We start from the raw sequence: 26440 nt of genomic DNA on the forward strand, positions 1-26440 counted from the left end.
CGCCACCCGCTACGACAAGACCGATACCAGCTACGCCGCAAACTTGAACCTCGCCGCCACCATCATTGCCATGCGCTAATTGTCAACAGGCCCTAGTTCCCGGTGGGAGACCATGTGGATAATTTTGCGTCTCCAATTAAGGGGGAGCTTGGAGCGTCAAACCCAGGGCACGCGAAAGTGAGCTACGGTTGTCGAGGACATCCTCCAAGGTGTAGCGGTCAAGCGCGGAAAGGAAGGTTTCGGTGGCCTCGGCGAAATAGCCCTTCAAGGCGCAAGCTCCATCGATTTGACATCGCTCCGAAAGAGGCTCCAGGCATTGCACTATGGCCAGATTTTCCTCGACTTGCCGAACAACCTTACCGATCCGAATTTCTTTTGCTGGACAAGCAAGGCGTATCCCCCCGTTCTTGCCGCGAACAGTTTGAATCAAGCCTTGTTTACCCAACAATCGAACGATCTTCATCAAATGGTTTTTTGAAATGCCATAGCGCTCGGCGATTTCCTGAATTGTCGCGAGCCGATCTTCCTGGAGGCCGAGATAAACCAGAACCCGAAAGCTGTAGTCGGTGAATGCTGTCAGTCTCAAACGACCCTGGCTCCTTTTTTCGTCAAGCGGCTGCGTTGCCCTTTATCGCCCTTTTCGGGAGCTGGCTGCGCGCATGTGTAGCATGGCCCGCAGGCAGTGGCAATAAAAGAAGTATATATTCTGCATGTTTATGTTTAAGCTGTCCGCAGGCGAAAGTGCGGCGCGGTTTCACCGTGGCCTAGCATAGGGAAGAGATCATGGCCCAACGCATCCTGTTGAACGACGGCACCATTGCCGAACCCTATAAAGGGGACTTCAAGGAGTTCGATGGTCGAACCCGCATTTCTTGCCGGGTCACATCGCCTGAGGCCCTAGGCGAAAAAACCCTCGAAGCCATCCGGATGACCTGGCTGGATGAGCGCGGCGACTAGCGGAAGCGAATTCCCGGACGGGCTATTTCCCGTTTGCGGGGTTCGCATGACGTGAAAATGAAGCGAAGCATGACCAAACTGGATCGCGCAATCGCAACCCTGGAAAAGGCCCGAACCGAGCCGGAGCGCAAGCAGGACTTGGTAGCGGAAGCCGTCATGCTCACTGTGCGGCAAGTGCGGGAATACGACGACCTGGGACTTGAAGAGCTATCCCAGCGCCTGAGTGCCCAGGCCGAAGCCAAGGGTTTGAGCGAAGCCGAGGCCCAGGCCCAGGCCGAGGCCCAGGCCCAGGCCCAGGCCCAGGCCCAGGCCCAGGCCCAGGCCCAGGAGATTGCCTGGGGGAATGGCTGAAGTTCGGGTCGTTGTTGATACGAATGCGTGGATCAGCTACGCCTTTTTCCGCCAACGCCAAAGCAACCTTGTCAAAGTCATACAGGGATTTCTGACAGGCGAGTGGATATGCCTCGCCTCAGGCGAAACCCTGTCCGAACTTCACGAAGTCGTATCCCGCCCCGGTTGGGAGCGCTACACTATCCTTGCTGGCCGGCTGGCATTTGCTCGTCGCGTTGGCGAGCTTTGCGAAACCACACAGGTAGAAACCGCTCTTGCGGTCTGCCGCGACGCCAAGGACGACAAATTTCTCGCCCTTGCCATTGACGGACAGGCGGACTTCCTGGTTACCGGCGACAAGGATTTGCTGGCGTTGGCGTAGCAGCCCGATCCCGCTTGGAAATTTAGGATTGTTTCCCCAAGGGAGTTCCTGCAAGCCGTGGGCGGCCCATAGGGAAAAAAGGGACCGGGGCGGGGGGGATGCTTTAGCCGCTTTCTGAAATTCCTTTGGCCGCCTCGGTCCGCTCTTTGAGCGACGTCGCAAAGGTATCGAATTCTCCCACGTAGGACATATGGGTAATGAGCCCGACGCCCGGTTTCCAGACATGAAGATTGAGCGCCGGCGGCTCTAGCACCACGGTGACGTCGCCGTCGGGCCGGAGGTCGAGGCCGAGCTGGTGGGCCGGGCCCGGCGCCACGGTCACTACGGTGCCCTGCCAGGCCACGGTCACCGGCCGGTGCAAATGGCCGCAGGCGATGCGCACGATGTTGGCGTGGCTGGCGATGATGGCGCCCAGTTTGTCGCGGTCGGTGAGGTAGCCGTTGCGGTCCATCAGCTCGATGCCGCTTTCGAAGGGCGGGTGGTGCATGAAGATCAGGGTCGGCCGCTCGGGTGCTTCCGCCAAGCGGGCCGCCAGCCAGTCCAGGCGGTCGTCGCACAGACCACCGCCCACTTGGCCCGGCATGTGGGTATCGAGGGCGATGATGCGCAGCGGCCCATCGTCGATGACGTAGTGCAGGAAGGGCCCCGCCGCCGGCAGGTAGTCGTGATCGCTGAAGGTGCGGCGCAACTCTTCCGGCGCATCGTGATTTCCCGGCAGCAATCGCCAGGGCGGCTGCAGTTCGCCGAGAATGGCCGCCAGGCGCTGATATTCCTCGGCCGTTCCACGGTCCACCAGATCGCCGCTGGCCATGACCAGGTCGGGCCGCGGATCAAGGGCGTTGAGGTGGGCGACGCAGCGGACCAGGTGGTCGGCCACGGCGTAATCGAGATCGGGCCGGCCCTCGGGGCCGGAGATGTGGAGGTCGCTGATCTGGGCGATAATCATGGTGCTGGCGGTAGCTGTTTTCGTCAGGCAATCTAACAGATTCGGGCCTTTCCCCAGAGATACAGATGATGCCGGTGAGCCGCGAATACCAGGATTATGTGCTCGAGCTGCTGGCGCCGCTGCAGCCCATGCCGCGGCGTATGTTCGGCGGCCTGGGTATCTTTCTGGGCGATGCCATGCTGGGCCTGATCATCGACGACCGGCTCTATTTCAAAACCGACGGGCGCAACCGCGAGGCCTATCGGGCGGCCGGCATGGCAGCCTTTTCCTACCAAAGCAAGGGCCGTACGGGTAGCCTCAAGACGCTGTGGGAGGTGCCGCCCGAGGTCTTGGAAGATGCCGACGAGATCGTCGTCTGGGCTCGCGCTGCCGGCACTGCCGCGCTGGCGGCCCGCAAAGACAAGGACGCGAGGAAGGAAAAGACAAAATGAAAGCCATCCAGGTCCACGAATTCGGCGGCCCCGAGGTGCTGAAGCTGGGCGAGGTCCCCGACCCCCAGCCCGGGCCGGGCGAGTTGGTCATCAAGCTCGAGGCCATCGGCGTCAACCCGGTCGATACCTACATCCGGGCCGGCGTCCACGCCATGCGGCCGGACTTCCCCTACGTGCCCGGCAGCGATGCCGCCGGTACGGTCGAGACGGTGGGCGAGGGCGTCGGTGATTTTTCGCCCGGCGACCGCGTCTACGCCGCCGGCTCGTTGCGGGGATCGTGGAACGGCTGTTACGCCGAGCGGCTCTTGCGCCGGGCCGATCAGGTGATGGCGCTGCCCGACAACATAAGCTTCGCCCAGGGATCGGCGCTTGGCGTGCCTTACGGCACCGCCTACCGGGCGCTCTTCCAGCGCGCCGGGGCCCAGACCGGCGAGACCATCCTGGTGCATGGCGCCAGCGGCGCCGTCGGCTCGGCCGCCGTGCAACTGGCGGCCGGCCACGGCATGACGGCCATCGGCACGGCCGGCAGCCAACGCGGCCGCGACATGGTCAAGGCCCAGGGCGCCGCCCACGTCCTCGACCATACGGCGGCTGGCTATCTCGATGCCGTGGCCGAGCTCTCTAGCGGCCGGGGCCCCGACGTGGTCCTCGAGATGCTGGCCGACGTCAACCTGGCCAACGACATGGAGGTAGCCGGCCACGGCGGCCGCATCGTCGTCATCGGCAACCGCGGCAGCATCGAGATCAACGCCCGCATGGCCATGATGAAGGACTTGGACATTCGCGGCATGGCGCTGCCCAACACCCCCGACGATGCCATGGCCGAGATCCACGCGGCGCTGGGCCGTGGTCTGGCGGCGGGAGATCTCAAACCGGTGATCGGCGCCGAAATGCCGCTGGCCGAAGCGGCGGCGGCCCACGTCAAGGTGCTGGAGCCGGGCGCCTGCGGCAAGATCGTGCTGTTGCCGTAGGGCAGGGGAGGACACACCATGAAATCGCAAGCGCGCGTCGTCGTCATCGGCGGCGGGGTGGTGGGCTGCAGCGTGCTCTACCATCTCACCCGCTACGGCTGGACCGACGTCATGCTGATCGAGCGCTCGGAACTGACCTCGGGCTCGACCTGGCATGCCGCTGGCGGCTTCCATACCCCTCAATGCCGATACCAACATTGCGGCCCTCCAGGGCTACACCATCCGGCTCTACCAGGAGCTGGAAGAGCTCAGCGACCAGTCCTGCGGTTTGCATCACGTCGGCGGCATCACCATCGCCGGCGATCCCGAACGCCTCGATTACCTCAAGGCGCAGCGCGCCAAGCACCGCCACATGGGCCTCGATACCCACATGATCGGGCCCGACGAAATCAGCGAGATCTGCCCGGTGATCAGTACCGAGGGCGTGCTGGGGGCGCTTTACGATCCCCTCGACGGTCACCTCGACCCGGCCGGCACGACCCAGGCCTATGCCATCGCGGCACGCCGCCAAGGTGCCGAGATCGTGCTGCGCAATCGCGTCCTGGAGCTCAACCGGAAGCCCGACCAAAGCTGGGACGTGGTCAGCGAACAAGGCACGGTGAATGCCGAATACGTGGTCAACGCCGGCGGCCTGTGGGCCCGCGAGGTGGGCGAGATGGTGGGCGTCTACCATCCCTTGATGGCCATGGAGCACCAGTACCTTGTGACCGACGATATCCCCGAGGTCTATGAGCGCGAAGGCGAGTTGCCCCACGTCATGGACCCGGGCGCCATGACCTATTTCCGCCAGGAGGGCCGTGGCCTGGTGTTGGGCATATACGAACACGACTGCGATCCCTGGTCCGTCGACCGCACGCCCTGGGACTTCGGCCATGAACTTCTGCCCGACAACCTGGAGCGTATTTCGGGGCCTCTCGAGGCCGCTTTCAAACGCTATCCTTGTCTCGAAAACGCTGGCATCAAGCGGGTCATCAACGGCCCCTTCACCTTCGCCCCCGACGGCAATCCGCTGGTCGGGCCGGTGCCGGGCGTGCCGGGATATTGGTGCGCCTGCGCCGTGATGGCGGGCTTCAGCCAGGGCGGCGGGGTTGGCCGAACCGTGGCCGAATGGATGATCGAGGGCGAGCCCTCGTCCGACGTCTTCGCCATGGACGTGGCCCGCTTCGGCGACTGGGCCAGCCGCAAATACACCCAGGTCAAGGTGGTCGAGAACTACCAGCGCCGCTTCGCCGTCAGCTTTCCCAACGAGGAACTGCCGGCCGGCCGGCCGTTGCGTACGACTCCGGCCTACGGCATGTGGGCGGCCCAAAATGCCGTCTTCGGCACCGGCTACGGCCTCGAGCACGTCAACTACTTCGCCCTCCCGGGCGAGCAGCCCTTCGAGATCCCGTCCTTCCACCGCTCCAACGCCTTCGGCCCGGTGGGCGAGGAATGCCGGGCGGTACGCACGGCCGTGGGCATCAACGAGATCCACAACTTCGGCAAGTACGAGGTCAGCGGCCCGGGCGCCGAGGACTGGCTCGACTATTTGCTGGCCAACCGCATGCCGGCCGTGGGGCGTATCGTGCTCAGCCCCATGCTGGCGCCCAGCGGCCGGCTGATCGGCGATCTCACGGTCTCGCGGCTGGGGCCCGAGCGTTTCCAGATCATCGGCTCCAGCCTGGCCCAGGCCTTCCACATGCGCTGGTTCGAGAGCCACCTGCCCGAGACCGGCGTCAGCCTGCGCAACGTCTCGCTGGAACGCCCGGGCTTCCAGATCGCCGGGCCCCGGGCCCGTGACCTGTTGGCCGAACTCACCCGTTCCGACGTCTCCAACGCGAACCTACCGTTCCTCGGCGTGGCCGAGATGGAGGTTGGCCTGGCCCCGGCCATCGTCTGCCGCATCAGCTACACCGGCGACATGGGCTACGAGATCTACGTCGCGGCGGAACAGCAGCTGGCGCTCTACCAGGCGCTCACCGGGGCCGGGGCGGAATTCGGCCTCAGGCCGTTTGGCATGCGGGCCATCATGTCGCTCAGGCTGGAGAAGGGCTTCGGCGCTTGGCTGCGCGAATACAAACCCGATTACACCCCCGCCGAGACCGGCCTCGATCGCTTCGTGCGCTTCCAAAAGCCCGACTTCATCGGCCTCGAGGCGGCCCTGGCCGAGCGCGAGAAGCCGCCGGCCCGGCGCCTGGTCAATCTGGTGGTGGATGCCGATGATGCCGACGTCTGGGCCGACGAGCCCATTTGGAAGGACGGCGAGGTGGTGGGATTCGTAACCTCGGGCGGCTATGCCCATTACGTCGAGAAGAGCCTGGCACTGGGTTTCGTGCCCACCGAGACGATTGCCGAAGGTGCCGAGTTCGAGATCGAAATCCTGGGCGACAGGCGCCCGGCAACCCTGCTCGGCGAGCCGCTCTTTGATCCCGCCGGCGAGCGTCTGCGAAGCTAGCTCTGCCGCCTCAAGCGGTGCTCGCGGTAGACGATGAAAAGTCCGCTGCCGACGATGATCAGGGTGCCCAACACGGTGAAGCGGTCGGGCAGGTCGGCGAAGAAGACAAATCCCGCCACCGTCACCCAGATGAGATTGACGTAGGCAAAGGGCGCCACCACGGCGGCCGGGGCGAACTCGAGCGCCTTGATCATGAAATAATGCCCGATGCCGCCGATCAGGCCCATCAGCACGAGGATCAGCCAGGCCTCGGTGCTCGGCGTTGTCCAGACCAGGGGCACCAACAGGCTGGCCACGATGGAGGCCACCAGGGCGGTATAGAAAAGCGTGGCATAAGGCGATTCGCCGGCCACCAGCATGCGCGTGAAGATCTGGTAGAAAGCCAAACAAGTCGCCATGCCCAGCGGCAACACGGCAGCCCAGTGCATGACGCCGAGGCCCGGCCTGAGCACCACGATGACGCCGACAAAGCCGACCAGTACGGCGGCCCAGCGCCTGAGCCCGACGCGTTCGCCCAGCAAGGGCACGGCCAGCGCCGTGACGATCAGGGGATTGACGAAGGCCACCGTGGTGGCCTCGGCCAGCGGGATGTGCTTGAGCGCCGTGAAAAAGAAGCCGGTGGCGTGCAGCAGCAAGAGCGAGCGCGTCACCTGCAGGCCCAGCCGCCGCGTGCGCACCAGGCCCAGGCCGAAGCGCGGCCCCAGCAGCGCCAGCATGAAGAGGGCGTGAAAGGTGTAGCGCCCCCAGATGATCTCGAGCACATGCAGCTCGTGCGTTAGGTACTTGGCGCAGACGTCGAGCATGACGAAGCAGAACCCCGCCGCGATCATCAGCGCGATGCCCCGCAGCCGGGTGGCTCCGGCTTCGCTCGTGTCGCTCATGGGCGGGGCCTGGGGTCTATTCCGCCGCCAAGGCCGAGCGCGCCGTCTCGGCCTTGACCCAGACCGCGGCGTCGTGGAAGGCGGCGCCGCCGTTGGGGGCCACCGGATCGCCGCCGATCAGGAGATTGATGCCGAAACCATCGGCGAATTCGGTGCCGGGCCAGACGCCCTCGCTCACCAGCACACCGCGCTGTTGGCCGGCCGAGGGCCGCCAGGCCAACACCAGTTCGCCGCGGCCGTTGCCGAGTCGCGCCAGGCCGCCCTCGATCAGGTTCAACTCGGCGGCATCGTCGGGGTGGACCATGACTACGGGCCGGCCCTCGCGCTGCCGCGAAGTCGGGGTCTCGCTGAACGAGGTATTGAGGTAGGTGCGGGCCGGCGGCGAGACCAGGCGAAAGGGGGTTTCCGCTCCGACCCCTTCGATGGCATCCCAATGGTCGGGCAAAGCCGGCAGCCCTTTGTGGTAGGGCCCGATGGCGGCCCAGTCGGGCTGGAAGCGGAAGCGGCCGTCGGGGTGGCCGAAGCCCTCCAGGAAATGGGCCTGGTTGAAATCGGGGGCGCGGTCGATCCAACCCCGGACGGCCGCTTCCTCGGCCGATCCCAGGCCCGATTCCGCCACCATCAGGGTGATCAAATCCCAGGCCGAAAGCCCGAATCCAGCGTGTTCGGCGCCCAGCCAATTGGCCAACTCGCAGATCACTTCATGGTTGGAGCGGCACTCGCCATGGCGTTCCAACAGGCGCCGCCCCAGCACCAGCGAGATATGGCCCCAGCCCATGTAGATGTCGTTGAGTTCCAGGAACATGGCGGCCGGCAGCACGATATCGGCATAGCGCGCCGTTTCGGTCATGAACTGTTCGTGGACGCAAAGGAAAAGATCCTCGCGCGCCAAGCCGGCGCGCACGGCGGCGCTGTCAGGCGCCACGGTGGCCGAGTTGGCATTCTGCATCAGCATGGCGGTGACCGGCGGGCCGTTTTCTAGGGCGTCGGCATCGCCTTGCAGAACAGCGCCGATGCGCGACTGGTCAAGCACGCGGGTCTTGGGGTCGAGGGCGTCGAGGCCGTGGGCCAGGGTGGTGTCGAGGCCCCAGATGTCGAGGCTGACGAAAAAGGCGCCGCCGCCGGGCTGCTGCCAGGCACCGGTCAGGGCCGGCAGGCAGCTCACCGCATGCATGTTGGCGGCACCGTTGCGCGAACGCGTGAAACCGAGCCCCAGGCGCAGGAAACTGCGTTTCGTTTGGCCCCAGAGGCGGGCGAAATCGACGATGGTTTGCTCGTCTAGGCCGGTCAGCTCGGCGGCCCAGGCCGGGGTGCGGCTTTCCAGATGGCGGCGAACGCCGTCGTCGAAGTCGGTATATCGTTTCAGGTATTCGCTGTCAGCCAGGCCTTCGGCGATGATCACGTTCATCATGGCCGTGGCCAGCGCGCCGTCCGTGCCCGGGCGCAGGATTATCGGAATGTCGGCGGCCGCCACGGTGGGCGTCCGGTAGACGTCGACCACCGCCAGCTTGGCGCCGCGTTCCTTGCGGGCGCGCTGGATGTGGTGCATCAAATTGACCTGGGTATGCACCGGGTTGCCGCCCCAGACCACGATCAGGTCGGCCTCGGCGATCTCGCAGGGATCGACGCCGCGCAAGGCGCCGACGCCGGCCTGCCAGCCCGACACCGCCGGTGTCACGCAGATGGAGCCGTGTTCGCGCGAATAGCCCATGACGTGGCGCAGCCGGTCCATGCCCCAGCGCTGAACCACACCCAGCGTGCCGCCGGAATGGTAGGGCCAGACGCTTTCCGGGCCATGGCGGGCGGCGGCCCGCTTGAAGGCCTCGGCGGTCTCGGCCAGGGCATCGTCCCAGGAAATGGGCGCGAAACGGCCCTCACCTTTGCCGCCGACGCGGCGCAGGGGCTGGCTCAGACGATCGGGGTGGTGCACGCGTTCGGCATAGCGCGCCATCTTTTCGCAGACCACGCCAGCGGTGTAGGCCAGATCCCGGGCGCCGCGGATGCGGCCGATGCGGTCGGGCGCCAGGCGCTCGACCTCGAGGGCACAGGCGCTGGGGCAGTCGTGCGGGCAGGCGGAACGGACGATCTCGACAGTCATGGCGCCACGATAGCCCGCCCGCCGCGTCGACCCAAGCTCAACCGCGTTCGACGTAGCAGATCAGCTTCACCGTATAGGCCCGGGTGGCGTCGACCACGTCCTCGGTGCGAACATCGGCGCCGCGGGGGGCGGTGTGGTAGGGCACCTGCAAGAGGTCGAGGAACTGCATTGCCGTCTGGCCCTTGATGGCGAAGTTGACGTTCTGCGGCACTTCGCCTGAGCTGAGGTATGACCGCACCCAACTGGGATCGATACCCATGCGGCGCAGGCGCTCGGCATCGGCTGCGGTGGCGGCACCGCTGACTCCGAAGAGGCGAATGCTCTTGTTGAAAGTGGACACCGTTACCGCCGCCACTTGGCCCGATTGGTCGTATACGGGACCGCCGCTGTTACCCGAATTGATCGGTGCCGAGATCTGCAACATGCGCACGTCGTTCCTCAAACCCGCGGTGCTTGCGACCACGCCGGTGACGGCCTTGATCTGGTCGGAAAGCCGGGTCGAGAAGGGATACCCCATGGCGATGACGGACTGGCCGATGCGCGGGGTGTCGGAGGTGAAGACGGCGTAGGGCCGGTTGGCGACGGCAGCCGCTGCCGGCCGTTTGTTCTCCTGGGCCCGGGCCGCCGGCCGCCCCGAGTTGTCGCTAAGTTCCTTCGAGAGGTTGCGCCAGCCGCCCTGCTTGGCCGGGCTTTTCTGGGCCGTCTTTTGGGCCGTCTGCCGGGCTTGGCCGGCAGTGGCTGCAACGGCTCCACCCGGCAGCTCAAGCTTGAGCACCGCCAGGTCGGCGCCGGGCTCGCGGCCGACGATGGCGGCGAAGCCCTTGTAGACTTGGCTCACCACCTCGACCTTGGGGCAGGGCAGCGAGCGCCGTTCGTCGGGCTCAAAGGTCACCACGTGGTTGTTGGTGACCAGGTGGCCGTGTTCGTTGATGACGAAGCCGGTGCCGGAACTGTAGGGCTGGGGCTCCGCCATCGCCGGGCCGGCCGCCGCCGCCAGGGTCGTGGCCACGATTGTCAGGATCTCTTTGCGCATTGCCTCTCTCCCGCCGCCGGCCCGGCGCGCTGCCGGGCGGCCATTGTTGAAACAATTTTCACAAACATCCACCCGCAAAACAAGGTTGGCCGATGGGTTCCCCTCTCCCTATGGAAGGTTTAGAGGGATTTTCTCAATCAGTTGGCAGAACTGGGCGTGGCAAAGCCCTGAATGCGGCGCTAGACTGGCCCGCACAGCGCCGCTTCCAGGCCGGTTTCGCTTTCAGCACGGGGGCTAAGTGTCTGAAAAACAACGAGAAGGCAAAAAAATTTCGCCGAAGCGCCGGAAAATCGCTCTAAACCCTTCATAGGATCGGGTACGAGACGCAATTTCCTTTTGAAACTTCCCTGTCAACCGGGAGGAAGGTCGATGAAAAAAGTTCTGTTGATACTGGCTTCGGGCCTACTCGCCGTGGCCGCCACCGCAACCGTCCCCGCCGCCAGCCAGGCGGCGGAAAAGCCCAACATCCTGATCATGGGCGAAGACGCCGATCAGGATACCGTGCCGCGCAACAGCCGGGTCTTTCGTCGCGTGTTGGACGGGCTGGCCAACCAGCTGCACGACGAAGGCTTCGATGTTTTCGACGAAACCGCGGTTTCGCTCGATGATTTCGCCCAGGGCCGCGCCCGACGCACCGACGCCGAGATCATTGATGTGGCCAAGTCCATCAAGCGTCCACCCATCGATGTGGCGGTGATCTTCTCGATCTACGCAAGCGCCAACGAGACCAGCTACACCACCAAGATCAAGACCCGCATCTCGGGCCGGCTGTTGCAGGTCAAGACCGGCCAGCGGCTGGGCAACTTCGAGGTCACCTCGCCCCGCACCTGGAACGCACCGGCCGATTGCCCGCGCGAATGCATCCTCGAGGTGGTGGGCAAGTATTCCCGTATCCTGTCCAACGACCTGGGTTCGGTATTGGCCGAGAAACTGGCCGACTTGCTCGATTCAGGCTCCGGTACAGCCGTCGCCAGCGGGCGCAAGATCTCCGACGCCTACAGCCTGGTGTTCGAGGGCTTCACGCCCGAGGACATCATGGACCTGGAGGAATACCTGGTGGTGTTCCGCGGCTACAAGACCCATCGCCTGGTCTATTCGGGCCGGCGCCATCATGAGATCTGGTACGAATCCAACATCACGGCCGGCCGTTTGGACCGTAACCTGAAGAAGATGCTGGATCGGCTGGACATCTCGGGCCGGGTCTCCTTCGCCGGTAACGAATACACCGTGCAGAAGATCACCCGGCGTAAGACCCGGGCGCTCGATCCCGACAATTGGTAGGAGCGGGGGCCGCCGCCCGGCGGCGGCCCGCCGTTGTCCACCGGCCCCCGGGGTCCCCAGGGGTTTGATATGATCGAGAGACGGAGGCGGTTCCATGAAAGCCCTTAGCGCCGTTCTGCTCGCCCTCTTCATCGCCGGCTGCAACGCCACCGCCGGCACAGACATAGGCTCCGGCACCGTCACACTGCGCCAGGCCAGCGCCAGCCCCTACCAGGGCAGCGGCAGCCGCGATGCCGAATTCGCCCTGCTGGGAAAACCCTTTTCGCTGTCGCGCCTGATCGCGGCCCGGTTCGGCAAGAACCTCGATCCCTCCGACAAGGGCGCTCTCGACGGCGCTGCCAGCGCGGCCATCGCCGGCCTGATACGCGCCGACCACGACTGGTCGACCGGCCGCACCGGCAATTCCGGCCGGGTTACGCTGGCGCGGCGTGACAACCGCGGCAGCCGGGAATGCGCGCTGCTGCACCACACCCACGTCGTCGACAAGGCCCGCATCCGCGGCAGCTTGACCGCCTGTCGCCGCCCCGCTGGTCCCTGGATCCTCGACGACGCCCGCTGGACCCGTTCGGGCGACGATTTCGCCGAGCCCAGCGGCAAGCAAAAGCCGTCCAAGGGAAAGTGGCGGCCGGTAACGGAGTAGGGCGGTGCGATTCGTCGTTGCCTGTCTGCTGGCCGGTCTGACGTGGGCCTTGCCGGCGGCCGCCGAAGACGGCGTGCGGGATTTGAACTCCATCATCCGTTCGCTGGCGCCGCTGGAATATCTTCCCGAACATTCCGGCAAGCCCCGCGTCGATCTCGACGTGCGCTTCCAGGTGAACTCGGCGACGCTGACCAGGCAGGCCCGGCGCCAGCTCGACGAGCTGGGCGGGGCCTTGAAATCCGAACGCCTGGCCGGCCAGCGCTTCCGCATCGTCGGACACACCGATGCCTCCGGCGGCGCCGCCTACAACAAACGCCTCTCCCAGCAGCGTGCCAAGGCCGTCAAGGCCTACCTGGTGGCGCGCCACCGCATCGATGCCGCCAGCCTGGAAAGCATCGGCATGGGCGAGGAGCAGCTCAAGAACCCGCTCAGGCCCAAGGCCGGCCTCAACCGCCGCGTCGAGGTGCTGGCCCTGGGCTCGCCGCCCGGGACCAAAGTCAAATCGAAACGCTCGGGCGAACGGAAGATCAAGTGGTGATGGCGCGTGCAGTGGCCGCAGCCGTCCGGCTGGTTCTCTGTGCCGCTCTGGTGTTTTCCATCGTGATCCCTGTAGCCCAGGCGGCAAATTCCGAAAATGCCGTATTCGCTGGATTGGCCGACGAACTGCTGAGCGGTCTCGGTGCCTGGCGTAAGGGCAAGGGCCGCATCCGCATCGCGCTCTGGCCCTTCGGCCCGCGCGACGACATCCCGGTAACCCCCGAAGCCGCCAACGCCTTCAATGATGCCCTGCTGGCGGCGCTGCAGGCCAAAGCGCGTAAGCATTTCGAATTCGTCGGGCGGAGCGAGCTGCGCCAAGTGATCAAGGACCTCGACGAATCGGGGGGCGTCGACGACCCGGTGGCCCTGGTCAGCGACAACGCCGCCGCTGACGTCCTGGTCGTCGGCACCATCCGCCTCGAGGGCGGCGCGGTGAGCCTGGTCTACAAGGCCATGGGGGCGGGCCGTTCCACCGGCACCATCATCGCTTCGACCGAAGCCCGCAAACTGCCAGCAGCGGCGGCCGGCACCGTGCTCTCACTCAAGCAGGGAGTGGCCCGGGCAGCCAAGCACTTCCGCGACCATGCCGCCGACATGCGCGAGCTCAGGCTGGCCGGCGTGCGCTTCCAGTCGAGCCGCCAACAGACCGCCTTCAGCCGCTACGTCGAGGAGCAGATCGGTGCCGTGCTCAGCCAGCACTTCGCCAGTGTGCTGAGCGAGCGCAAGCTGGTGGTCAAGCGCTACAAAAAAGGCAGCGAGAAAGGCGAGGGCGTTTACGTCCTCGAAGGCACCTATTGGGATTTCGAATCCAGCGTCGATCTCCGCCTCAAGCTGCGCAACGCGGCCGGCGAAAGCGTCGCCTGGACCGGCCACGTGCGCCCGCCCCGGGGCCTTCAATTGCGGCCCGCCGGCAACTTCCCCACCGGGCTTTTGAACAACGACGGCCTGGGCGCCCACCGCCTCGAGCTTTCCAGCCCGCGTGGGCCCGACCCCAGCTACCGCGTCGGCGACAAGCTGGTGCTCGACATCCAGACCGACCGCGAGGCCTGGCTTTATTGCTTCTACCGCCAATCCGACCGCACCTGGTTCCGCATCTTCCCCAACCGCTATCACAAAGACGCCAAGATCCCCGGCGGCCGGGCGCTGAGCATCCCCGACGAGCGCTACGCCTTCGACTTGAACGTCACCGAACCGGCCGGCATCGACCTGGTCAAATGCTTCGCCACCAACCGCGACGTCATGCGGGAGCTGCCGCGGGCCTGGCGCAGCGAGGATTTCGCGCCGCTGCCCGCCGGCCTCGATTTCAAGCTCGTAGGGACGTTCCACGCCATTGCCGAGGCCACAGTCAGCGAGGCCAGCTTGGTGGTGACGGTGGTGAAGTAGGGGGGCGATTCCAACTGTCTTGCGCAGGGAAGACGAGAGGCTGGGGCCGGGCCTGCGGCGTCGCCGGCAGGGTGAGGCGCTGTGGCAATGGCGGCGACAGGTTGACTTCCAGAGTCCGGTGATGATCTACCCCGAGCATGGCTTGGCTGTCGCCGTCGGCGCCATCGCTGGCCTGGTAACCCGGATTTTTTGCCGGGTCACGGGCGGCAAAGCACCCAGGTGATTTTCCCAGGGGTGCGCGACCATTCAGGGGAAGACGGGCCCATGGACCGGGATCGATGGTATTTCTTGTTGCTGAACATCGGTCATTTCCTGGACCACTTGTTCACCTTGGTTTTCGCCACGGTCGCGGCCCTGGTGCTGTATCGGGAATGGGGAATCGGCTACGCCGAACTTTTGGCCTATGCGACGCCCGGGTTCTTCGCATTTGGTGTCTTCTCGCTCCCGGCTGGTTGGCTCGCCGACAAATGGAGCCGCGACGGCATGATGTGTGTGTTTTTCATTGGCATCGGTCTGGCGTCCATCGCTACGGGTTTCACCGCCACGCCCTTGCAGATCGGCGCCGGTTTGTTCGTGATCGGCATGTTCGCGGCCATCTACCATCCCGTGGGCCTGGCCATCGTCACCACGAAATGGCGCAACACGGGCCTGCGGATTGCCGCCAACGGTGTCTGGGGCAATCTCGGGGTGGCCTGCGCCGCGCTCATCACCGGATACCTGATCGACAATGGCGGTTGGCGCATGGCGTTTATCCTTCCGGGCCTCTTTTCCCTTGTCATGGGGCTGGCGTACTTGATGCTGCGGCGGAAGAATATTCAGGCCGAGCGCCAGGCAACGGGGCCCAAGGAAATCGCTGTCGAGGTGAAGCCCTCGCCCTCGTACCGCGCCCTGCTGATTCGCGTGTCGGCGATCGTCTTTCTGACCGCCGCCGTCTCCTCCGTGATCTTCCAGGCCACGACCTTCGCGTTGCCGAAGATCTTCGACGAACGTCTGCAAGGCCTGGCAGCCGAGCTGTCCCTCTGGACCGGCAGCACCGCTGCCGCCGGCCAGGGTGACGTGGCCACCGTGATCGGCTCCCTGGCTTTCATCGTATTCGCGGTGGCCTCGCTGGCTCAGCTGGTGGTCGGCAGCCTGCTCGACCGCTTGGGCCCACGCCTGGTATTCATGGCCGTGGCGCTGATCCAATTGGTCTTCTTCCTGGCCATGCCGGGTTTGACGGACGGGATGGCGCTGGCCGTGGCGCTGGGCTTCATGCTTGGCGCCTTTGGTCAAATTCCCATCAATGACTACATGATCGGCAAGACCGCCAGCGGCGCCTATCGGGCCCGCATCTACGGCGTTCGCTATGTCGTCAGTTTCACCGTCTTGGCGACAACCTTGCCCTTGATTGCTTTCGTCTATCAGAATTGGGGCTTCGACACCTTGTTTCGCATCCTTGCCGGTGCCGCCATCGTGATACTAGCCGCCGTGGCGATCCTGCCGAAAAAGCTGCCAACTCCCGAGGCACAAGCCGCCGCGGCAGAGTAGCCGGCTTTACTTCGAAGCCCCGGGCCCATCAGGTTCGATCAGGCGCCGCATCAGCGCCATCGAGCGCCGGCCCTGCGTCACCAGATCATAAGGTGCCTGATAGAGCAGCCAGACGGAAACAAGGTGCGCCATGGTACCGAGAAGAATGGACATGATCAGATAGGGATCGTTGTTGGCCGACAGTTTGCCGTTCTCGATACCGCTGGCGACGATGCCAATGACGCGGTGTCCGAAGGCATCGACCGCCTGGCGGATTTCGGGCTCGCCGGCCACCACGGCCGGCCAAATCTCGAGAAAGAAGACCCTGGCCCAGTCCGGATGGCGTTCCATATATTCCAGCGTCCGGATGAAAAAGCATTCGAGCTTATCGACCGGGTCCGGCCGGGCCTCGAGGTCGGCATCGATTTGGGCGAAAAAGGCGGCGAAAATAGTCTCGGGCAGGGCGGCCAGCAGCGCCGTCTTGCTGTCGAAATAGTCGTAGATGCTGGTCAGCGGTACCCCTGCGGCGCGGCTGATGCCGGTCAAGGTGGCGGCGTGAACGCCATCCTTGCCGAAGACCTGGATGGCGGCGGCAACGATCGCCTCCCGGCGCGCGATACTGCGGGCCTGTCTGACCTTGAGGCGCGACATCAGGGCCTCTTCAGGGGCGGCTTCAGGGCGGCTTCAGGTGCCGGCCGCGGAATGTTCCGCCATCAATCCCCGCGCCACGATGCTGCGCATGATCTCTGACGTGCCATCCAGAATGCGCACCACCCGCACTTCGCGCCAGATCCTTTCAATCGGTGTGGAGCGGCTGTAACCGGAGCCGCCAAAAAGCTGCAGGGCGGTATCTGCGACCTTGAACACCATGTCGCCACCGATCAACTTGGACATGGCACTGCGCACGGAGCGGTGCTGGGGATTGTGGTCATAGGTTCAGGCAGCCTCGGCGGCCACCAGCGTCGCTGCATGAAGGCTGCTTTTCATATCGGCAAGTTGCCAGGCGATGCCCTGGTTGGCTGCCAGCGGAGAGCCGAACTGTTGTCTTGTGCTGACTTGATCCAGGGTCAGATCCAGCAAACGTTCTGCGGCGCCGACGCAATAGGAGCCCCAGCATACGCGGCCCGCATCCAGACATTTCATCGCCGTGCGGAAGCCCTGGCCCTCCTGGCCGCCGAGCAAACAGTCTTCAGGAACACGGCAATCCTCGAAAATGACTTCGGCATGTGTCGAGCCATTGCCCCCCAGCATTTCCTGCAACTCACCGATGCGCAAACCAGGCGTGCCGGCTTCGACGATAAAGGCTGATATTCCGCCCGTGCCTTTGGTGTTCGAGGTTCTGGCGAACACTGTGAAAATACCGGCGATCGGCGCATTGGTGATGTAGATCTTGCGGCCGTTGAGAATGTAATGATTGCCGTCACGAACAGCCGTTGTCGCTATTGAAGCGGCGTTCGACCCGGCCCCCGGTTCGGTAAGGGCAAAGGCTGTAACCTGCCTTCCGGATGCCATTTCGGGAAGCCAACGCTGCTTCTGTTCCTCCGTCCCGTCGAGTTCCAGCCCTTTCGAACCAATGTGAAGATTGAGGCCCGAAATGTAGTAGTAGGCAATGTGTGCCTTGGCCAGCTCCCGCATGGCGATACAGGTCTCCACCATGGAAAGGCCCGATCCGCCATATTCGCTTGGCGTGTTCAGGCCGAACATGCCCATGCGCCGCAAACCCTCGAGGGCCGATTCGGGGACGATCCCCTGACGTTCGATCTGGTCGTCCCAAGGCTGCAGTTCGGTGCTGACAAAGGCCTCGCATTCTCGTTGCCAGGCCTGTTGCTCGGGGCTCGGGGAGAAATCCATTTCGCTGCCTCTTGTCGCTAAATAGTCGAAGAATATTCGAATAATATTGCACGCCTTCGCCCTGTCAACATCAGCGCCGCAGATCTCCCCCCCCCGCCAGGGATTTGTATGGCCCGGTCGACCACCCGCCGCCGGCCTCGATTTCAAGCTCGTGGGCACCTTCCGCTCCATCGCCGAGGCCACGATCAGCGAGGCGAGCTTGGTGGTGAAGTAGGGGGGGAGGTCGGGTCGGTCGGTTTTCGGCGGCCTGCCACATCAGTTTTGACCCTAGCTTCGGACGATCCAGGCGGTGCCTCGAACTGTCGCGATTAGCCATGAGGAGACCTCGGCTGTCCTTGTTGGTCGCCAGGCCGATAGAAATTCCCACACGGATTCGCCACACGCTAAATGATCGAGTATAATTCTACCCCCAGGTTCGGACGAGTGTCGGCCCATGAGCGATGGTGGCGACCAGAGGCGGCTCTCGGCAATTCTTGCGGCCGATATGGTCGGCTACACCCGGCGCATGGAGCAGGATGCGGACGGCACCGTCGCGGCCTGGAAAGCGGCCCGTTCAGACATCATCGATCCCACCATATCCGGTCACGCCGGCCACATCGTAAAGCACACCGGCGACGGCTTCCTCGCCGAGTTCCCGACAGTGCAGGCGGCCGTTGAATGTGCTGTCGCAATGCAGGAGAGGCTGGCGGTAGGTCGGCTCGACTTCCGCATGGGTATCGATCTCGGAGACATCATCGATGACGGCGAAGACATTCACGGGGAGGGCGTCAACATTGCCGCCCGCATCGAGGCACTGGCAGAACCTGGCGGCATCTGCATCTCCGGCGCGGTCCACAATCGGGTTCTCAATCGGTTGGACCACCAATTCGAGGACATGGGCGAAATCGAGGTCAAGAACGTCGCCAGGCCGGTACGGGTCTATCGCGTTCTGCTCGACGGCAAAGCGACCGAGACATCGCGCCGCCCCGTCATGGCATGGAAGTGGCCTGCCCTGGTCGCTGCTGCAATACTGCTGGCGATCGCCGCTGGTGGCACGTGGTGGTGGCAGCAGCCCGACTTCGAACCGGCGGACCGGAGCAAGTTCGCCTACAAGCTGCCCGAAAAACCTTCCATCGCCGTGCTGCCCTTCGACAACCTGAGCGGCGACCCGGAGCAGGACTACCTCGGCGACGGCCTGACGGAAAACATCATCGCCGTGCTCTCGGGCTCGCCCGACCTCTTCGTAATCGCCCGCAACTCGAGCTTCACCTACAAGAACAAGCCGGTGCAAGTCCAAGAGGTCGCCGAACGCTTCGGCGTGCGCTACGTGCTGGAAGGCAGCGTGCAACGGAGCGGCGACAGAATTCGCTTGACGGCACAGTTGGTCGACGCTGTGGATGGCGGACACCTTTGGGCGGAACGCTATGATCGTGAGCTGGAGGGTCTCAATCTTTTTGATCTGCAAGACGATATTTCACAAAGAATTCTGGAAGAAATGCACGTCAAACTGACGCTCGGTGAGCAAGCCAGAGAGTGGCGTGAGTTGTCAGGCGATCACGAGAGTTATCGCTTGATGGTGCAGGGGCGGGCACATTTTCTGGAATGGAGCAAAAAAGGGCACCGAACTGCTGAGAAAATATGGTCGGATCTTTACAAGCGAAAACCTAACTCGGCCATAGCGAACTTTCTAATGGGATGGATACATTGGCAGAAAGTAGTGATAAACATTAGTAAGAATCGAAAAAAGGATATGCATCTTGCGCGAAAATTCGCAGAAAAATCTTTGTCTCTGATACCGAGCGTCAACCCCTATCTTATTCTGGCATCACTAGATGCCTACGAAAGGAAACATGACTCAGCGATCGCAAACGTCGACCGCGTTTTAGAACTCGCGCCGGCAGGCGGGGACGCTCATAATATCGGTGGCTCGACCAAGGTTGTGAGCGGTCAACCGGCTGAGGGTATCAGGCTCATGAAGCTGGGGATGTGTTATGAACCGGACTATCCCGAATATGTATCTCGCCATCTTGCCTACGCGTTGATACGTGACGGTATCAGGCAAATCACATATTGAAGGAAATTTGAATTGCGTTATTTCTGAGGATCTATTGATCGGCCGCAAATTCTGTTTTCCGATCTATCGCAATCCTGGCGGAACGCGAGCCGAGAAGAATGAGTATGTTGAGGCCGATATGTTTGACCTCAAATATTTCTCCGTCGTTGAGTAATGCGTTAGCTGGGATCAAATCTATTCGCTAGGTCGGCGGCCTTTTTTGAGTCCAAGCAACGAAATCCCTCGATTTGTGGTTCCCGACCTGAAACCTCATTCGACTGCTGGTGTCCGGTGTGGGTCAATCGTGTCGCTTCGGCCCCGCTCCCGGCATGCTCACTGTACCCTCAGCAGCGGACGCCGAACCCACGAAAGTCGGGCGGCGCGATGCGGGGCATATCTGGCCTACGTGAAGGCCGTGAACAGCAGCGGCACCGTACCGGCCAGGACGAATCCAACCATCCATTTCAAAATCAGAAGATCCGCTTCGGTGCGGCTGAATCGATTGCCGTAGTTGGCCATCGCCTGGGCCGCCGCCTCAATGGCGGCTCATGCCGAAACCGAATTAATCACTCCTATTCGGCCGTAGCCTCCTTCCAGCTATAGACCGAGGCCGGCCGCTCCCTGCCACGCACTTGCACGCGCCCCACCGGCCGCAGCGCCGAGGCGTCGCTGAGCGCCGCCACCGTTTCCTCGGCCAGCAGCAAGCGGGTGCCGGTCTCCTTGTTTTTTTCTTGCAGGCGTGCCGCCAGGTTCACCGCGTCGCCGTGCACGGTGAAGCCCACACGTTCCACGCCGCCGACGTTGCCCGCCACCACCTGGCCGGTGGCGATGCCGATGCGGGTGGTCAGCCTGTGGCCGGCAAACATTTGCTCCTGCGTCACCCGTTCGATGCCGCGGGCGGCGCCCAGCGCCCGGTCGGCATGGTCCGGCTGGTCCAGCGGCACGTTGAACACCGCCAGCACGGCGTCCCCCTGGAACTGGGTGATGATGCCGTGCTCGGTGCTTATGGCCTTTTCCAGGGCGGCAAAGTAGGCGTTCAGCATGTCCACCACGGCCTGCGGGTCCGTGGCCTCGACCACCGAGGTGAAACCCTGGATGTCGGTATAGAGAATGGTGGCGGTGCACTGCATGGGTTGCAACATGCCCTGATCGGCGATGATGGCCTGGGCCACGGCCTCGGGCACGAATTTGCCGAAGGTGCGCTCGACGAAATCGCGCTGCCGCCGCGCCGCCAAGGCACGAGCGAGAAAGCGGCGCGAGCGATAGGAACCGATGGCGGCAATCACGCCGGCAGCGATGATGATGGTGATGCGCAGCACATTGGTGCCGACCTGGAACAGAGGATGTTCGTTCAGTAGCGGCCAGGGCAGCTGATCGGCCAGATAGAGGCTGATAATGATACCGTCCATCACCATGAAAGTGGCCAGCCCCGCCAGCATGGCGGTCGGTGTGAAGCGCAGGCCGGCCAGCCCGATGAAGATGAAGATGAACAGAAAGGGCGGCAACTCGATGAAGCGGGCCAGAGGAAGCTGCAGGAGATTCAGCCCGTTCAGCGTCACCGCATAGATCCAAAGCACGTCCAGAACGATGAACACCGGTGCCCAGAACGGCCGGAACAGGCGTTTGCTGGAGAGCAGCAGAGACAACAGGGCCAGCGCCAGGTAGAGGCCCATGTGGGCCTCCAGCAGCCAGGTCCCGTGCAGGAACTCGGGACCGATGAGCACGACGTTGGTGCTCAGCACCAGTCCCAGCGCCAGGCGTACGTAGGCCGTGAAACGCTGGGTGGAGCGGTCCGCCTCCAGCAGCAGTTGCCGCACCACCGGATCCTTTTCCGGGTCGATGTGATGGCTTTGGGGTTGGCTCATGCCGGCAGGATTGGACGAACCCGGCGGAGCGTCAAGGGAGCGGGGCGCTTTCTCCGCGAAATCCGCCTGGATCAGTCCTCGGCCCGGAAGCGGGCAATGGAAAATGCCTCGATGGGCAGGTTGGAGCCGCCGTCCAGCGCCAGGTCGGCGATGATGCGGCCGACGATGGGGCCGAACTGAAAGCCGTGGCCGCAAAAACCGAAAGCATGGAAGATGCCGGGCGCCTTGCGCGACGGGCCGACGACCGGGATGTCGTCAGGCAGCCGGTCTGGCCGATGCCGAGAAGCCGCACCCCCTCATCGAAGCGCACCCCCGCCGCCTCGCCGGCGTGCTTGAAGGCCATTGTCATATGGTAGGGGCTGGCGGAACCGTCCTGGCGCACCACCAGGCCGCCGAGGCAATGATCGGCCAGTGCCGGCACCAGGCGGCGGAGCTCGGCCGATGACGACGGCATCGGCTTCGATCACGGTCACGCTTCTTTGGGTGCCGCGGGCAGGCCGCCGCTGAGGCTGACGTCGTGGTCGACGCCCTGCATCTCGGCCAGTTGGCCGACGGTGATGGGCTTCAGCGGCGGCCGCACCCGGGCCTCGCCGATCCGGGCCACGGGCAGGCCGCGGGCCGCCGCGATGACGGCGGAAACCGTCTGGCCGCACATGCGGCCCTGGCAAGGCCCCATGCCGGCCCGGGTGAAGGCCTTGGCCTGGTTGGGTCCGGGGCAGCCCAGGTCGACGACTTGGCGCAGCTCGCCGGCCGTGACTTCCTCGCAGCGGCAGACCACTGTGTCGTCTTCGGGCGGCGCCAGCAGCCAGGCCGCGGGCCGGAAATAGGCGTCGAGGAAGCGCCTGAGGCCCATCTGGCGGGCCAATTCGTGGCGCTCGGGATAGCTGCGGCGGTCGCGTTCCTCCGCGCTTATGGCGCCAAGCCGGCAGGCAGCGTCGAGACCGGCCAAGCGGCCCTGGCGTTCGGCCGCCAGGGCACCGCCGATGCCGACGCAGTCGCCGGCCACGGCGATGGCGGCGACATCGGTAGCCCCCCAGGCGTCGCTGGCGGTGCGCCAGCAGAGCTGGGTTTCGTCCCAGGCCTGGGCACAGCCGGCGGCGGCGGCGAGCTGGTGGTTGGGTATGACGCCCTGATGCAGCAGCGTGAGTTGACAATCGATGCGTGCCTCGTCCTGGCTGCCGATCCGGTAGGCCACGGACTCGAGGCGTCCCTGGCCGAGACAACGCAACGCCGAGACGCCGGACAGAACCCGCACGCCATGGCTCCTGATCTCGCGCATCCAGCGCCAGCCCTTGACCAAGGTGGCGGCTTCCGGCCAGACCCCGGGCAGGTGGCGAAGCGCCCGCCAGGCATTGGCCCGCGGCGTGGTGTCGAGCACGGCTTGCACTGGCGCCCCGGCTTGCACCAGTTGCCAGGCCACGAGGTACAGCAGCGGCCCGCTGCCGGCCAGCACCAGCGGCACGTCGGGCACCTGGGCGGCCGACTTGAGCAGCGTCTGGGCGGCCCCCGCCGTCATCACGCCGGGCAGCGTCCAGCCCGGCACCGGCATCGGCCGTTCCATGGCGCCGGCGCTTATCAGCACGCGCTGGGCGCCCAACAGCCGGGCCCCTTCGGGCCCCAGGATGCCAAGCTCGCCGTCCGGCGTGATCTCCCAGACGCTGGTTTGCGGCAGGTAACTGGCGGCACTGGCGCGGAAAGCGGCGACCAGCCCGTTGCCGCGGCCGTATTCCTCGCCAAGCAGGGCGTGATCGCCGGCCCGCTCCCGGGTGACCTCCTCGATGGATCGGTAGATCTGTCCCCCGGGCGCAGGCCCTTCGTCGAAAACCACCGTCTCGAGGCCGCAATCGGCCGCCACGGTGGCGGCGGCCAGGCCGGCCGGGCCGGCGCCGATCACCGCCAGGTGGTGAGCGGCATTCATGGCGCCACCTCACGGGGGCCGGACTGTCGCCGTACCGACATGCCCTCGCGTACCGGCTCCTGGCAGGCTTGGCGATTGGCCACGCCGTCGATCTCCACCAGGCAATCGAAGCAGACTCCGATCAGACAGTGCGCCGAGCGCGGCTCGCCCGAGACGGCGGATTTGTGCAAGTGACCGGCACCGGCCGCCAGCAGGGCGGCGGCCACACTTTCGCCTCGCGGCACCGGCAGGCTCTCGCCCTCGAAAACGATGTTCACGAGGTCGCTGGTGTCATGCAGCCGTTTGAACATCGAAACGATCCGATCCGAAGCAGGTGAGGTTGCCGGGCAGCGGCTGGCCGGCGATCCAATCGGGGATCTCGAGGGCATGCACCGCGGCTAACGTCACGCCGCTGTGGCAGGCGGCCACGAAGGCCCCGGGATGCTTGGCCGATTCCTGATAGAGCGGAAAACCGTCCGGCGTCATGACGCGGAGCGCCGCCCAGGTGCGCACCACGCGCAAGTCGGAGATGAAGGGAAAGGCGAGGCGGGCGCGAAAGGCGATATCACGCGCGAGGTCGGGCCGGGTGCCGGTAACGAATCCCAGGTCGTCGGCGGTATAGCCCAGCATGAGGCTGCCCTCGCGGGTCTGGCGCACCAGGTTGGTGGGCATATGGAATCTCGGCGCGATGCGTTCGCTGACCAGCAACTGGCCGTGAGAGGGCACCAGCGGTGCATGGATGCCAAGCTGGGCGGCCATGCCTTGCGATCCCAAGCCGGCGGCGATTACGACTTTGTCCGAATTGACGACCTCGCGGGCAGTGGAGATGCGGAAACCGCTCCGCTTTGCCGGCTCGATCATGGCGACCTTTTGCTCCGCCCGGTATGCGCCGCCCCGGGCCAGGAACCCGGCATGCAGCGCTCGCAGCAACTTGAGGGGATTGGCGTGGCCGTCGTGGGGCGTGAGGCAGCCGCTCACCACCGTTTCGCCGAGGCCGGGGAGCCGCCCGGCGAGCTCCGGCCGGCCGAGGAATTCGTGATCATAGCCCGCGGCCCCCGCCTCTCGCGTCAGCCTCGCCATCAAGCCGCGATGGGCCGTGTCCTCGGCCTCCGAGAGACAGATGACCGCGATGCCGGATTGCTCGAAACCGACGTCGACGCCGGTGAGTTGCTTCAGTTCGTCGGCCAGGCCTTGCCAGAGCCCTGCCGAGTGCAGCGACCAGCGGGCGTACTCCGGCCGGCCGTCGCCCTTGCCCTGCACCGTCACCAGGCCGAAGTTGCCGCGCGAGGCCCTGAGCGCCACGTCGCCCTCGTCGAGGATCGTGGTCTTGAGGCCGCGCTTGGCCAGGCCGTAGGCGATGGCGCTGCCGACCAGGCCGCCGCCGATCACCGTGACATCGGGACCGCTCACGTCCGCCAACGCAAGAAATACCTCTCGGCCTTGCCGATCAGCCAGGCCACCGTCAGCCCCATGATGGAGAGCAGGGCGACCCCGGCGATCAACTGGTCCGTTGCCATCAGGCTGCCAGCCAGCAGGACGTAGGCGCCGACGCCGAATTCGGCGCCGATCATCTCGGCCGCCACGAGCAAAATTATGGCGATCGAGGCGGAGATGCGAAATCCCGCCAGGATGGCGGGGAGCGCGCCGGGCAAAACGATCTTGCGTACGATGGACCACCACGAGAGGCCGAAGGACTGGCCCATGCGGATCAGTGTGCGGTCGACGTTGTCGACGCCCGAGTAGGTGGCGATGACGGTAGGAAAAAAGGTCCCGAACAGGATGGTGGCGTTCTTGGAGCCCTCGTCGATGCCGAACCAGATGATGAAAAGCGGCAAAAGCGCGATCTTGGGGATGGGAAAGATGGCCGAAACCAGCGGCTGCAACGAAGCCCGGGCGAGGGAAAAGAGCGCAATCATCATGCCCACCGTGATGCCCAACAGGGTGCCGCTGGTCCAGCCGATGGCGAGACGTTGCAGCGAGGCACCGAGATGCTTCCATAGCAGGCCCGACGTGAGCAGTTGGCGAAAAGCCTCGAAGGCCTCGGAAGGTGCGGGCAGTACCAGCTGGCCGATCAGGCCAGTCTGCGAGCCGATCTCCCAAAACCCGATGACGCCCACGAAGACCAGGGGCGAGAGCAGCCCCAGCGGTACCGGCTGGAAGCCGCCGCCCCGAAAGCGCACCGGTTTGGCGGCCTCAGGCGGTAATTTCGTCACGGTGTCAGACATCGGCCAGTTCCCTATCTGCGGCCCGCGCTTCGTCGCGCAGCATTTGCCAAAGCCGGCGCTGGGTATCCTCGAGCTCGGCCTTGCCCACGGTGCGGGCGGCCAGCGGCAAGTCGATATCGACGACCTCGCGGATGCGTCCGGGGCGGCGCGACAGCACGACGATGCGGTGGCCCAGCCGCACCGCCTCGGCCAGGTTGTGAGTGACATAGACGGCGGTGAAATTTTCCCGCGTCCAGAGATCCACCAGATCGTCCATCAACAATTCGCGGGTCTGGCTGTCGAGCGCCGACAGCGGCTCGTCCATCAGCATGACGGCGGGGTTGACGCTCAGCGCCCGGGCGATGCCGACGCGCTGGCGCATGCCGCCCGAGAGCTGCCGGGGCAGCGCCTTTTTGAAATCGCTGAGCTTGGTGCGGCTGAGTACGTCCTCGACGATTGCCGCCTTCTGCGCCCGGCCCAGGCCGTGATCCTCGAGCACCAGGCTGACGTTGCCCTCGACGCTGCGCCAGGGCAACAGGGCAAAATCCTGGAAGATGTAGGTCAGCGGATTGAGCGAACTCGCCGGCGGCTCGCCGATCTGCAGAATGCGGCCGGCGCCGGGCAGCTCGAGACCGCCGATCAGCCGCAGCAGAGTCGACTTGCCGCAGCCCGAGGGGCCGATGATGCAGACGATCTCGCCGCTCTTGATGGTCAGCTCGAGGTCGTGCAGAACCTCCACGTCGCCATAGGAATGAGAGACGTGTTCGAGGCGAAGATCCAT

Annotated in this window: 24 protein-coding genes and 2 pseudogenes; 12 read left to right on the forward strand and 14 right to left on the reverse strand. The window is 64.7% G+C overall.

The window, feature by feature from the left end:
• Positions 1-136: 136 nt before the first annotated feature.
• Positions 137-586 (reverse strand): Rrf2 family transcriptional regulator, encoded by a 450-nt coding sequence (locus QGG75_06850; GenBank protein ID MDP6066957.1) that lies wholly within the window; start codon positions 584-586, stop codon positions 137-139.
• A gap of 197 nt (positions 587-783) precedes the next feature.
• Here QGG75_06850 and QGG75_06855 point away from each other — a divergent pair, with 197 nt between their 5' ends.
• From QGG75_06855 to QGG75_06865, 3 genes are all read left to right on the forward strand, one after another.
• Positions 784-957, forward strand: a complete 174-nt coding sequence (locus QGG75_06855) for a hypothetical protein (GenBank protein MDP6066958.1) — start codon at positions 784-786, stop codon at positions 955-957.
• Between the two features lie 69 nt (positions 958-1026).
• The gene (locus QGG75_06860) at positions 1027-1308 is read left to right on the forward strand and encodes a hypothetical protein (GenBank protein MDP6066959.1); all 282 of its coding nucleotides are present in this window, start codon (positions 1027-1029) and stop codon (positions 1306-1308) included.
• A complete protein-coding gene (locus QGG75_06865; GenBank protein MDP6066960.1) occupies positions 1301-1669 on the forward strand; it encodes a putative toxin-antitoxin system toxin component, PIN family in 369 nt (122 codons plus the stop codon). The genes QGG75_06860 and QGG75_06865 overlap by 8 nt, the downstream gene beginning before the upstream one ends.
• A gap of 103 nt (positions 1670-1772) precedes the next feature.
• On the opposite strand, the gene QGG75_06870 is transcribed toward QGG75_06865, so the two are convergent.
• Positions 1773-2615 carry a phosphodiesterase gene (locus QGG75_06870; protein ID MDP6066961.1) on the reverse strand — a complete coding sequence of 281 codons (843 nt, stop codon included), beginning with the start codon at positions 2613-2615 and terminating at the stop codon, positions 1773-1775.
• 65 nt (positions 2616-2680) lie between these two features.
• Between QGG75_06870 and QGG75_06875 the strand changes: the two genes are divergently transcribed.
• The 3 genes and pseudogenes from QGG75_06875 to QGG75_06885 all read left to right on the forward strand — a co-directional run bounded on the left by QGG75_06875 (position 2681) and on the right by QGG75_06885 (position 6451).
• Complete coding sequence (locus tag QGG75_06875; protein ID MDP6066962.1) at positions 2681-3046, forward strand: TfoX/Sxy family protein; 366 nt, start codon at positions 2681-2683, stop codon at positions 3044-3046.
• Positions 3043-4017 carry an NADPH:quinone reductase gene (locus QGG75_06880; GenBank protein MDP6066963.1) on the forward strand — a complete coding sequence of 325 codons (975 nt, stop codon included), beginning with the start codon at positions 3043-3045 and terminating at the stop codon, positions 4015-4017. The genes QGG75_06875 and QGG75_06880 overlap by 4 nt, the downstream gene beginning before the upstream one ends.
• Positions 4018-4035: 18 nt before the next feature.
• Positions 4036-6451: pseudogene (locus tag QGG75_06885) on the forward strand (FAD-dependent oxidoreductase).
• On the opposite strand, the gene QGG75_06890 reads toward QGG75_06885, so the two are convergent.
• The 3 genes from QGG75_06890 to QGG75_06900 are packed head-to-tail and all read right to left on the reverse strand — an operon-like array spanning position 6448 to position 10463.
• The gene (locus QGG75_06890) at positions 6448-7332 is read right to left on the reverse strand and encodes a DMT family transporter (protein ID MDP6066964.1); all 885 of its coding nucleotides are present in this window, start codon (positions 7330-7332) and stop codon (positions 6448-6450) included. The pseudogene QGG75_06885 and the gene QGG75_06890 sit on opposite strands and share 4 nt — an antisense overlap.
• A 16-nt stretch (positions 7333-7348) precedes the next feature.
• Positions 7349-9430, reverse strand: a complete 2082-nt coding sequence (locus QGG75_06895; protein ID MDP6066965.1) for a molybdopterin-dependent oxidoreductase — start codon at positions 9428-9430, stop codon at positions 7349-7351.
• Between the two features lie 37 nt (positions 9431-9467).
• Entirely contained in the window at positions 9468-10463 is a 996-nt protein-coding gene (locus QGG75_06900) for a serine protease (GenBank protein MDP6066966.1), read from the reverse strand.
• A 369-nt stretch (positions 10464-10832) separates the two neighbouring features.
• Here QGG75_06900 and QGG75_06905 point away from each other — a divergent pair, with 369 nt between their 5' ends.
• From QGG75_06905 to QGG75_06925, 5 genes are all read left to right on the forward strand, one after another.
• Positions 10833-11744, forward strand: coding sequence for a hypothetical protein (locus QGG75_06905; GenBank protein MDP6066967.1), 912 nt, complete (start codon positions 10833-10835; stop codon positions 11742-11744).
• A gap of 94 nt (positions 11745-11838) precedes the next feature.
• The gene (locus tag QGG75_06910) at positions 11839-12384 is read left to right on the forward strand and encodes a hypothetical protein (GenBank protein MDP6066968.1); all 546 of its coding nucleotides are present in this window, start codon (positions 11839-11841) and stop codon (positions 12382-12384) included.
• Between the two features lie 4 nt (positions 12385-12388).
• Positions 12389-12922 carry an OmpA family protein gene (locus tag QGG75_06915; protein ID MDP6066969.1) on the forward strand — a complete coding sequence of 178 codons (534 nt, stop codon included), beginning with the start codon at positions 12389-12391 and terminating at the stop codon, positions 12920-12922.
• A gap of 11 nt (positions 12923-12933) precedes the next feature.
• Positions 12934-14304: a DUF4384 domain-containing protein gene (locus QGG75_06920; protein MDP6066970.1), complete on the forward strand. Its 1371-nt coding sequence runs from the start codon at positions 12934-12936 to the stop codon at positions 14302-14304.
• 288 nt (positions 14305-14592) lie between these two features.
• Positions 14593-15831, forward strand: a complete 1239-nt coding sequence (locus QGG75_06925; GenBank protein MDP6066971.1) for an MFS transporter — start codon at positions 14593-14595, stop codon at positions 15829-15831.
• 6 nt (positions 15832-15837) lie between these two features.
• Here QGG75_06925 and QGG75_06930 read toward each other — a convergent pair whose 3' ends face one another.
• Entirely contained in the window at positions 15838-16461 is a 624-nt protein-coding gene (locus QGG75_06930; protein MDP6066972.1) for a TetR family transcriptional regulator, read from the reverse strand.
• A 33-nt stretch (positions 16462-16494) separates the two neighbouring features.
• Positions 16495-17661, reverse strand: a pseudogene (locus QGG75_06935) (acyl-CoA dehydrogenase family protein).
• 433 nt (positions 17662-18094) lie between these two features.
• Here QGG75_06935 and QGG75_06940 point away from each other — a divergent pair.
• Positions 18095-19714, forward strand: a complete 1620-nt coding sequence (locus QGG75_06940; GenBank protein MDP6066973.1) for an adenylate/guanylate cyclase domain-containing protein — start codon at positions 18095-18097, stop codon at positions 19712-19714.
• A gap of 551 nt (positions 19715-20265) precedes the next feature.
• Here the strand turns inward: QGG75_06940 and QGG75_06945 are convergent.
• The 7 genes from QGG75_06945 to QGG75_06975 all read right to left on the reverse strand — a co-directional run bounded on the left by QGG75_06945 (position 20266) and on the right by QGG75_06975 (position 26440).
• A complete protein-coding gene (locus QGG75_06945; GenBank protein MDP6066974.1) occupies positions 20266-21558 on the reverse strand; it encodes an adenylate/guanylate cyclase domain-containing protein in 1293 nt (430 codons plus the stop codon).
• 71 nt (positions 21559-21629) lie between these two features.
• A complete protein-coding gene (locus tag QGG75_06950) occupies positions 21630-21809 on the reverse strand; it encodes an FAD-dependent oxidoreductase (GenBank protein ID MDP6066975.1) in 180 nt (59 codons plus the stop codon).
• 218 nt (positions 21810-22027) lie between these two features.
• Positions 22028-23476 (reverse strand): FAD-dependent oxidoreductase, encoded by a 1449-nt coding sequence (locus QGG75_06955; GenBank protein ID MDP6066976.1) that lies wholly within the window; start codon positions 23474-23476, stop codon positions 22028-22030.
• Positions 23473-23766, reverse strand: a complete 294-nt coding sequence (locus QGG75_06960; GenBank protein ID MDP6066977.1) for a (2Fe-2S)-binding protein — start codon at positions 23764-23766, stop codon at positions 23473-23475. Before QGG75_06960 ends, QGG75_06955 begins: the two co-directional genes overlap by 4 nt.
• A complete protein-coding gene (locus QGG75_06965) occupies positions 23747-24865 on the reverse strand; it encodes an FAD-dependent oxidoreductase (protein ID MDP6066978.1) in 1119 nt (372 codons plus the stop codon). Before QGG75_06965 ends, QGG75_06960 begins: the two co-directional genes overlap by 20 nt.
• On the reverse strand, positions 24862-25680 hold the full coding sequence (locus tag QGG75_06970) for an ABC transporter permease (protein ID MDP6066979.1): 819 nt from the start codon (positions 25678-25680) through the stop codon (positions 24862-24864). The genes QGG75_06965 and QGG75_06970 overlap by 4 nt, the downstream gene beginning before the upstream one ends.
• Positions 25673-26440, reverse strand: coding sequence for an ABC transporter ATP-binding protein (locus tag QGG75_06975; protein ID MDP6066980.1), 768 nt, complete (start codon positions 26438-26440; stop codon positions 25673-25675). Before QGG75_06975 ends, QGG75_06970 begins: the two co-directional genes overlap by 8 nt.

This window comes from Alphaproteobacteria bacterium (assembly GCA_030740435.1).
GTDB lineage: Bacteria > Pseudomonadota > Alphaproteobacteria > UBA2966 > UBA2966.

What these genes read in the sequence shown, in the direction of transcription:
- QGG75_06900 (MDP6066966.1), bottom strand. Translation starts at nt 10,463, where the DNA reads ATGCGCAAAGAGATCCTGACAATCGTGGCCACGACCCTGGCGGCGGCG.
- QGG75_06970 (MDP6066979.1), bottom strand. Translation starts at nt 25,680, where the DNA reads ATGTCTGACACCGTGACGAAATTACCGCCTGAGGCCGCCAAACCGGTG.
- QGG75_06955 (MDP6066976.1), bottom strand. Translation starts at nt 23,476, where the DNA reads ATGAATGCCGCTCACCACCTGGCGGTGATCGGCGCCGGCCCGGCCGGC.
- QGG75_06940 (MDP6066973.1), top strand. Translation starts at nt 18,095, where the DNA reads ATGAGCGATGGTGGCGACCAGAGGCGGCTCTCGGCAATTCTTGCGGCC.
- QGG75_06945 (MDP6066974.1), bottom strand. Translation starts at nt 21,558, where the DNA reads ATGAGCCAACCCCAAAGCCATCACATCGACCCGGAAAAGGATCCGGTG.
- QGG75_06975 (MDP6066980.1), bottom strand. Translation starts at nt 26,440, where the DNA reads ATGGATCTTCGCCTCGAACACGTCTCTCATTCCTATGGCGACGTGGAG.
- QGG75_06870 (MDP6066961.1), bottom strand. Translation starts at nt 2,615, where the DNA reads ATGATTATCGCCCAGATCAGCGACCTCCACATCTCCGGCCCCGAGGGC.
- QGG75_06855 (MDP6066958.1), top strand. Translation starts at nt 784, where the DNA reads ATGGCCCAACGCATCCTGTTGAACGACGGCACCATTGCCGAACCCTAT.
- QGG75_06890 (MDP6066964.1), bottom strand. Translation starts at nt 7,332, where the DNA reads ATGAGCGACACGAGCGAAGCCGGAGCCACCCGGCTGCGGGGCATCGCG.
- QGG75_06880 (MDP6066963.1), top strand. Translation starts at nt 3,043, where the DNA reads ATGAAAGCCATCCAGGTCCACGAATTCGGCGGCCCCGAGGTGCTGAAG.
- QGG75_06875 (MDP6066962.1), top strand. Translation starts at nt 2,681, where the DNA reads ATGATGCCGGTGAGCCGCGAATACCAGGATTATGTGCTCGAGCTGCTG.
- QGG75_06895 (MDP6066965.1), bottom strand. Translation starts at nt 9,430, where the DNA reads ATGACTGTCGAGATCGTCCGTTCCGCCTGCCCGCACGACTGCCCCAGC.
- QGG75_06930 (MDP6066972.1), bottom strand. Translation starts at nt 16,461, where the DNA reads ATGTCGCGCCTCAAGGTCAGACAGGCCCGCAGTATCGCGCGCCGGGAG.
- QGG75_06910 (MDP6066968.1), top strand. Translation starts at nt 11,839, where the DNA reads ATGAAAGCCCTTAGCGCCGTTCTGCTCGCCCTCTTCATCGCCGGCTGC.
- QGG75_06860 (MDP6066959.1), top strand. Translation starts at nt 1,027, where the DNA reads ATGACCAAACTGGATCGCGCAATCGCAACCCTGGAAAAGGCCCGAACC.
- QGG75_06865 (MDP6066960.1), top strand. Translation starts at nt 1,301, where the DNA reads ATGGCTGAAGTTCGGGTCGTTGTTGATACGAATGCGTGGATCAGCTAC.
- QGG75_06960 (MDP6066977.1), bottom strand. Translation starts at nt 23,766, where the DNA reads ATGTTCAAACGGCTGCATGACACCAGCGACCTCGTGAACATCGTTTTC.
- QGG75_06905 (MDP6066967.1), top strand. Translation starts at nt 10,833, where the DNA reads ATGAAAAAAGTTCTGTTGATACTGGCTTCGGGCCTACTCGCCGTGGCC.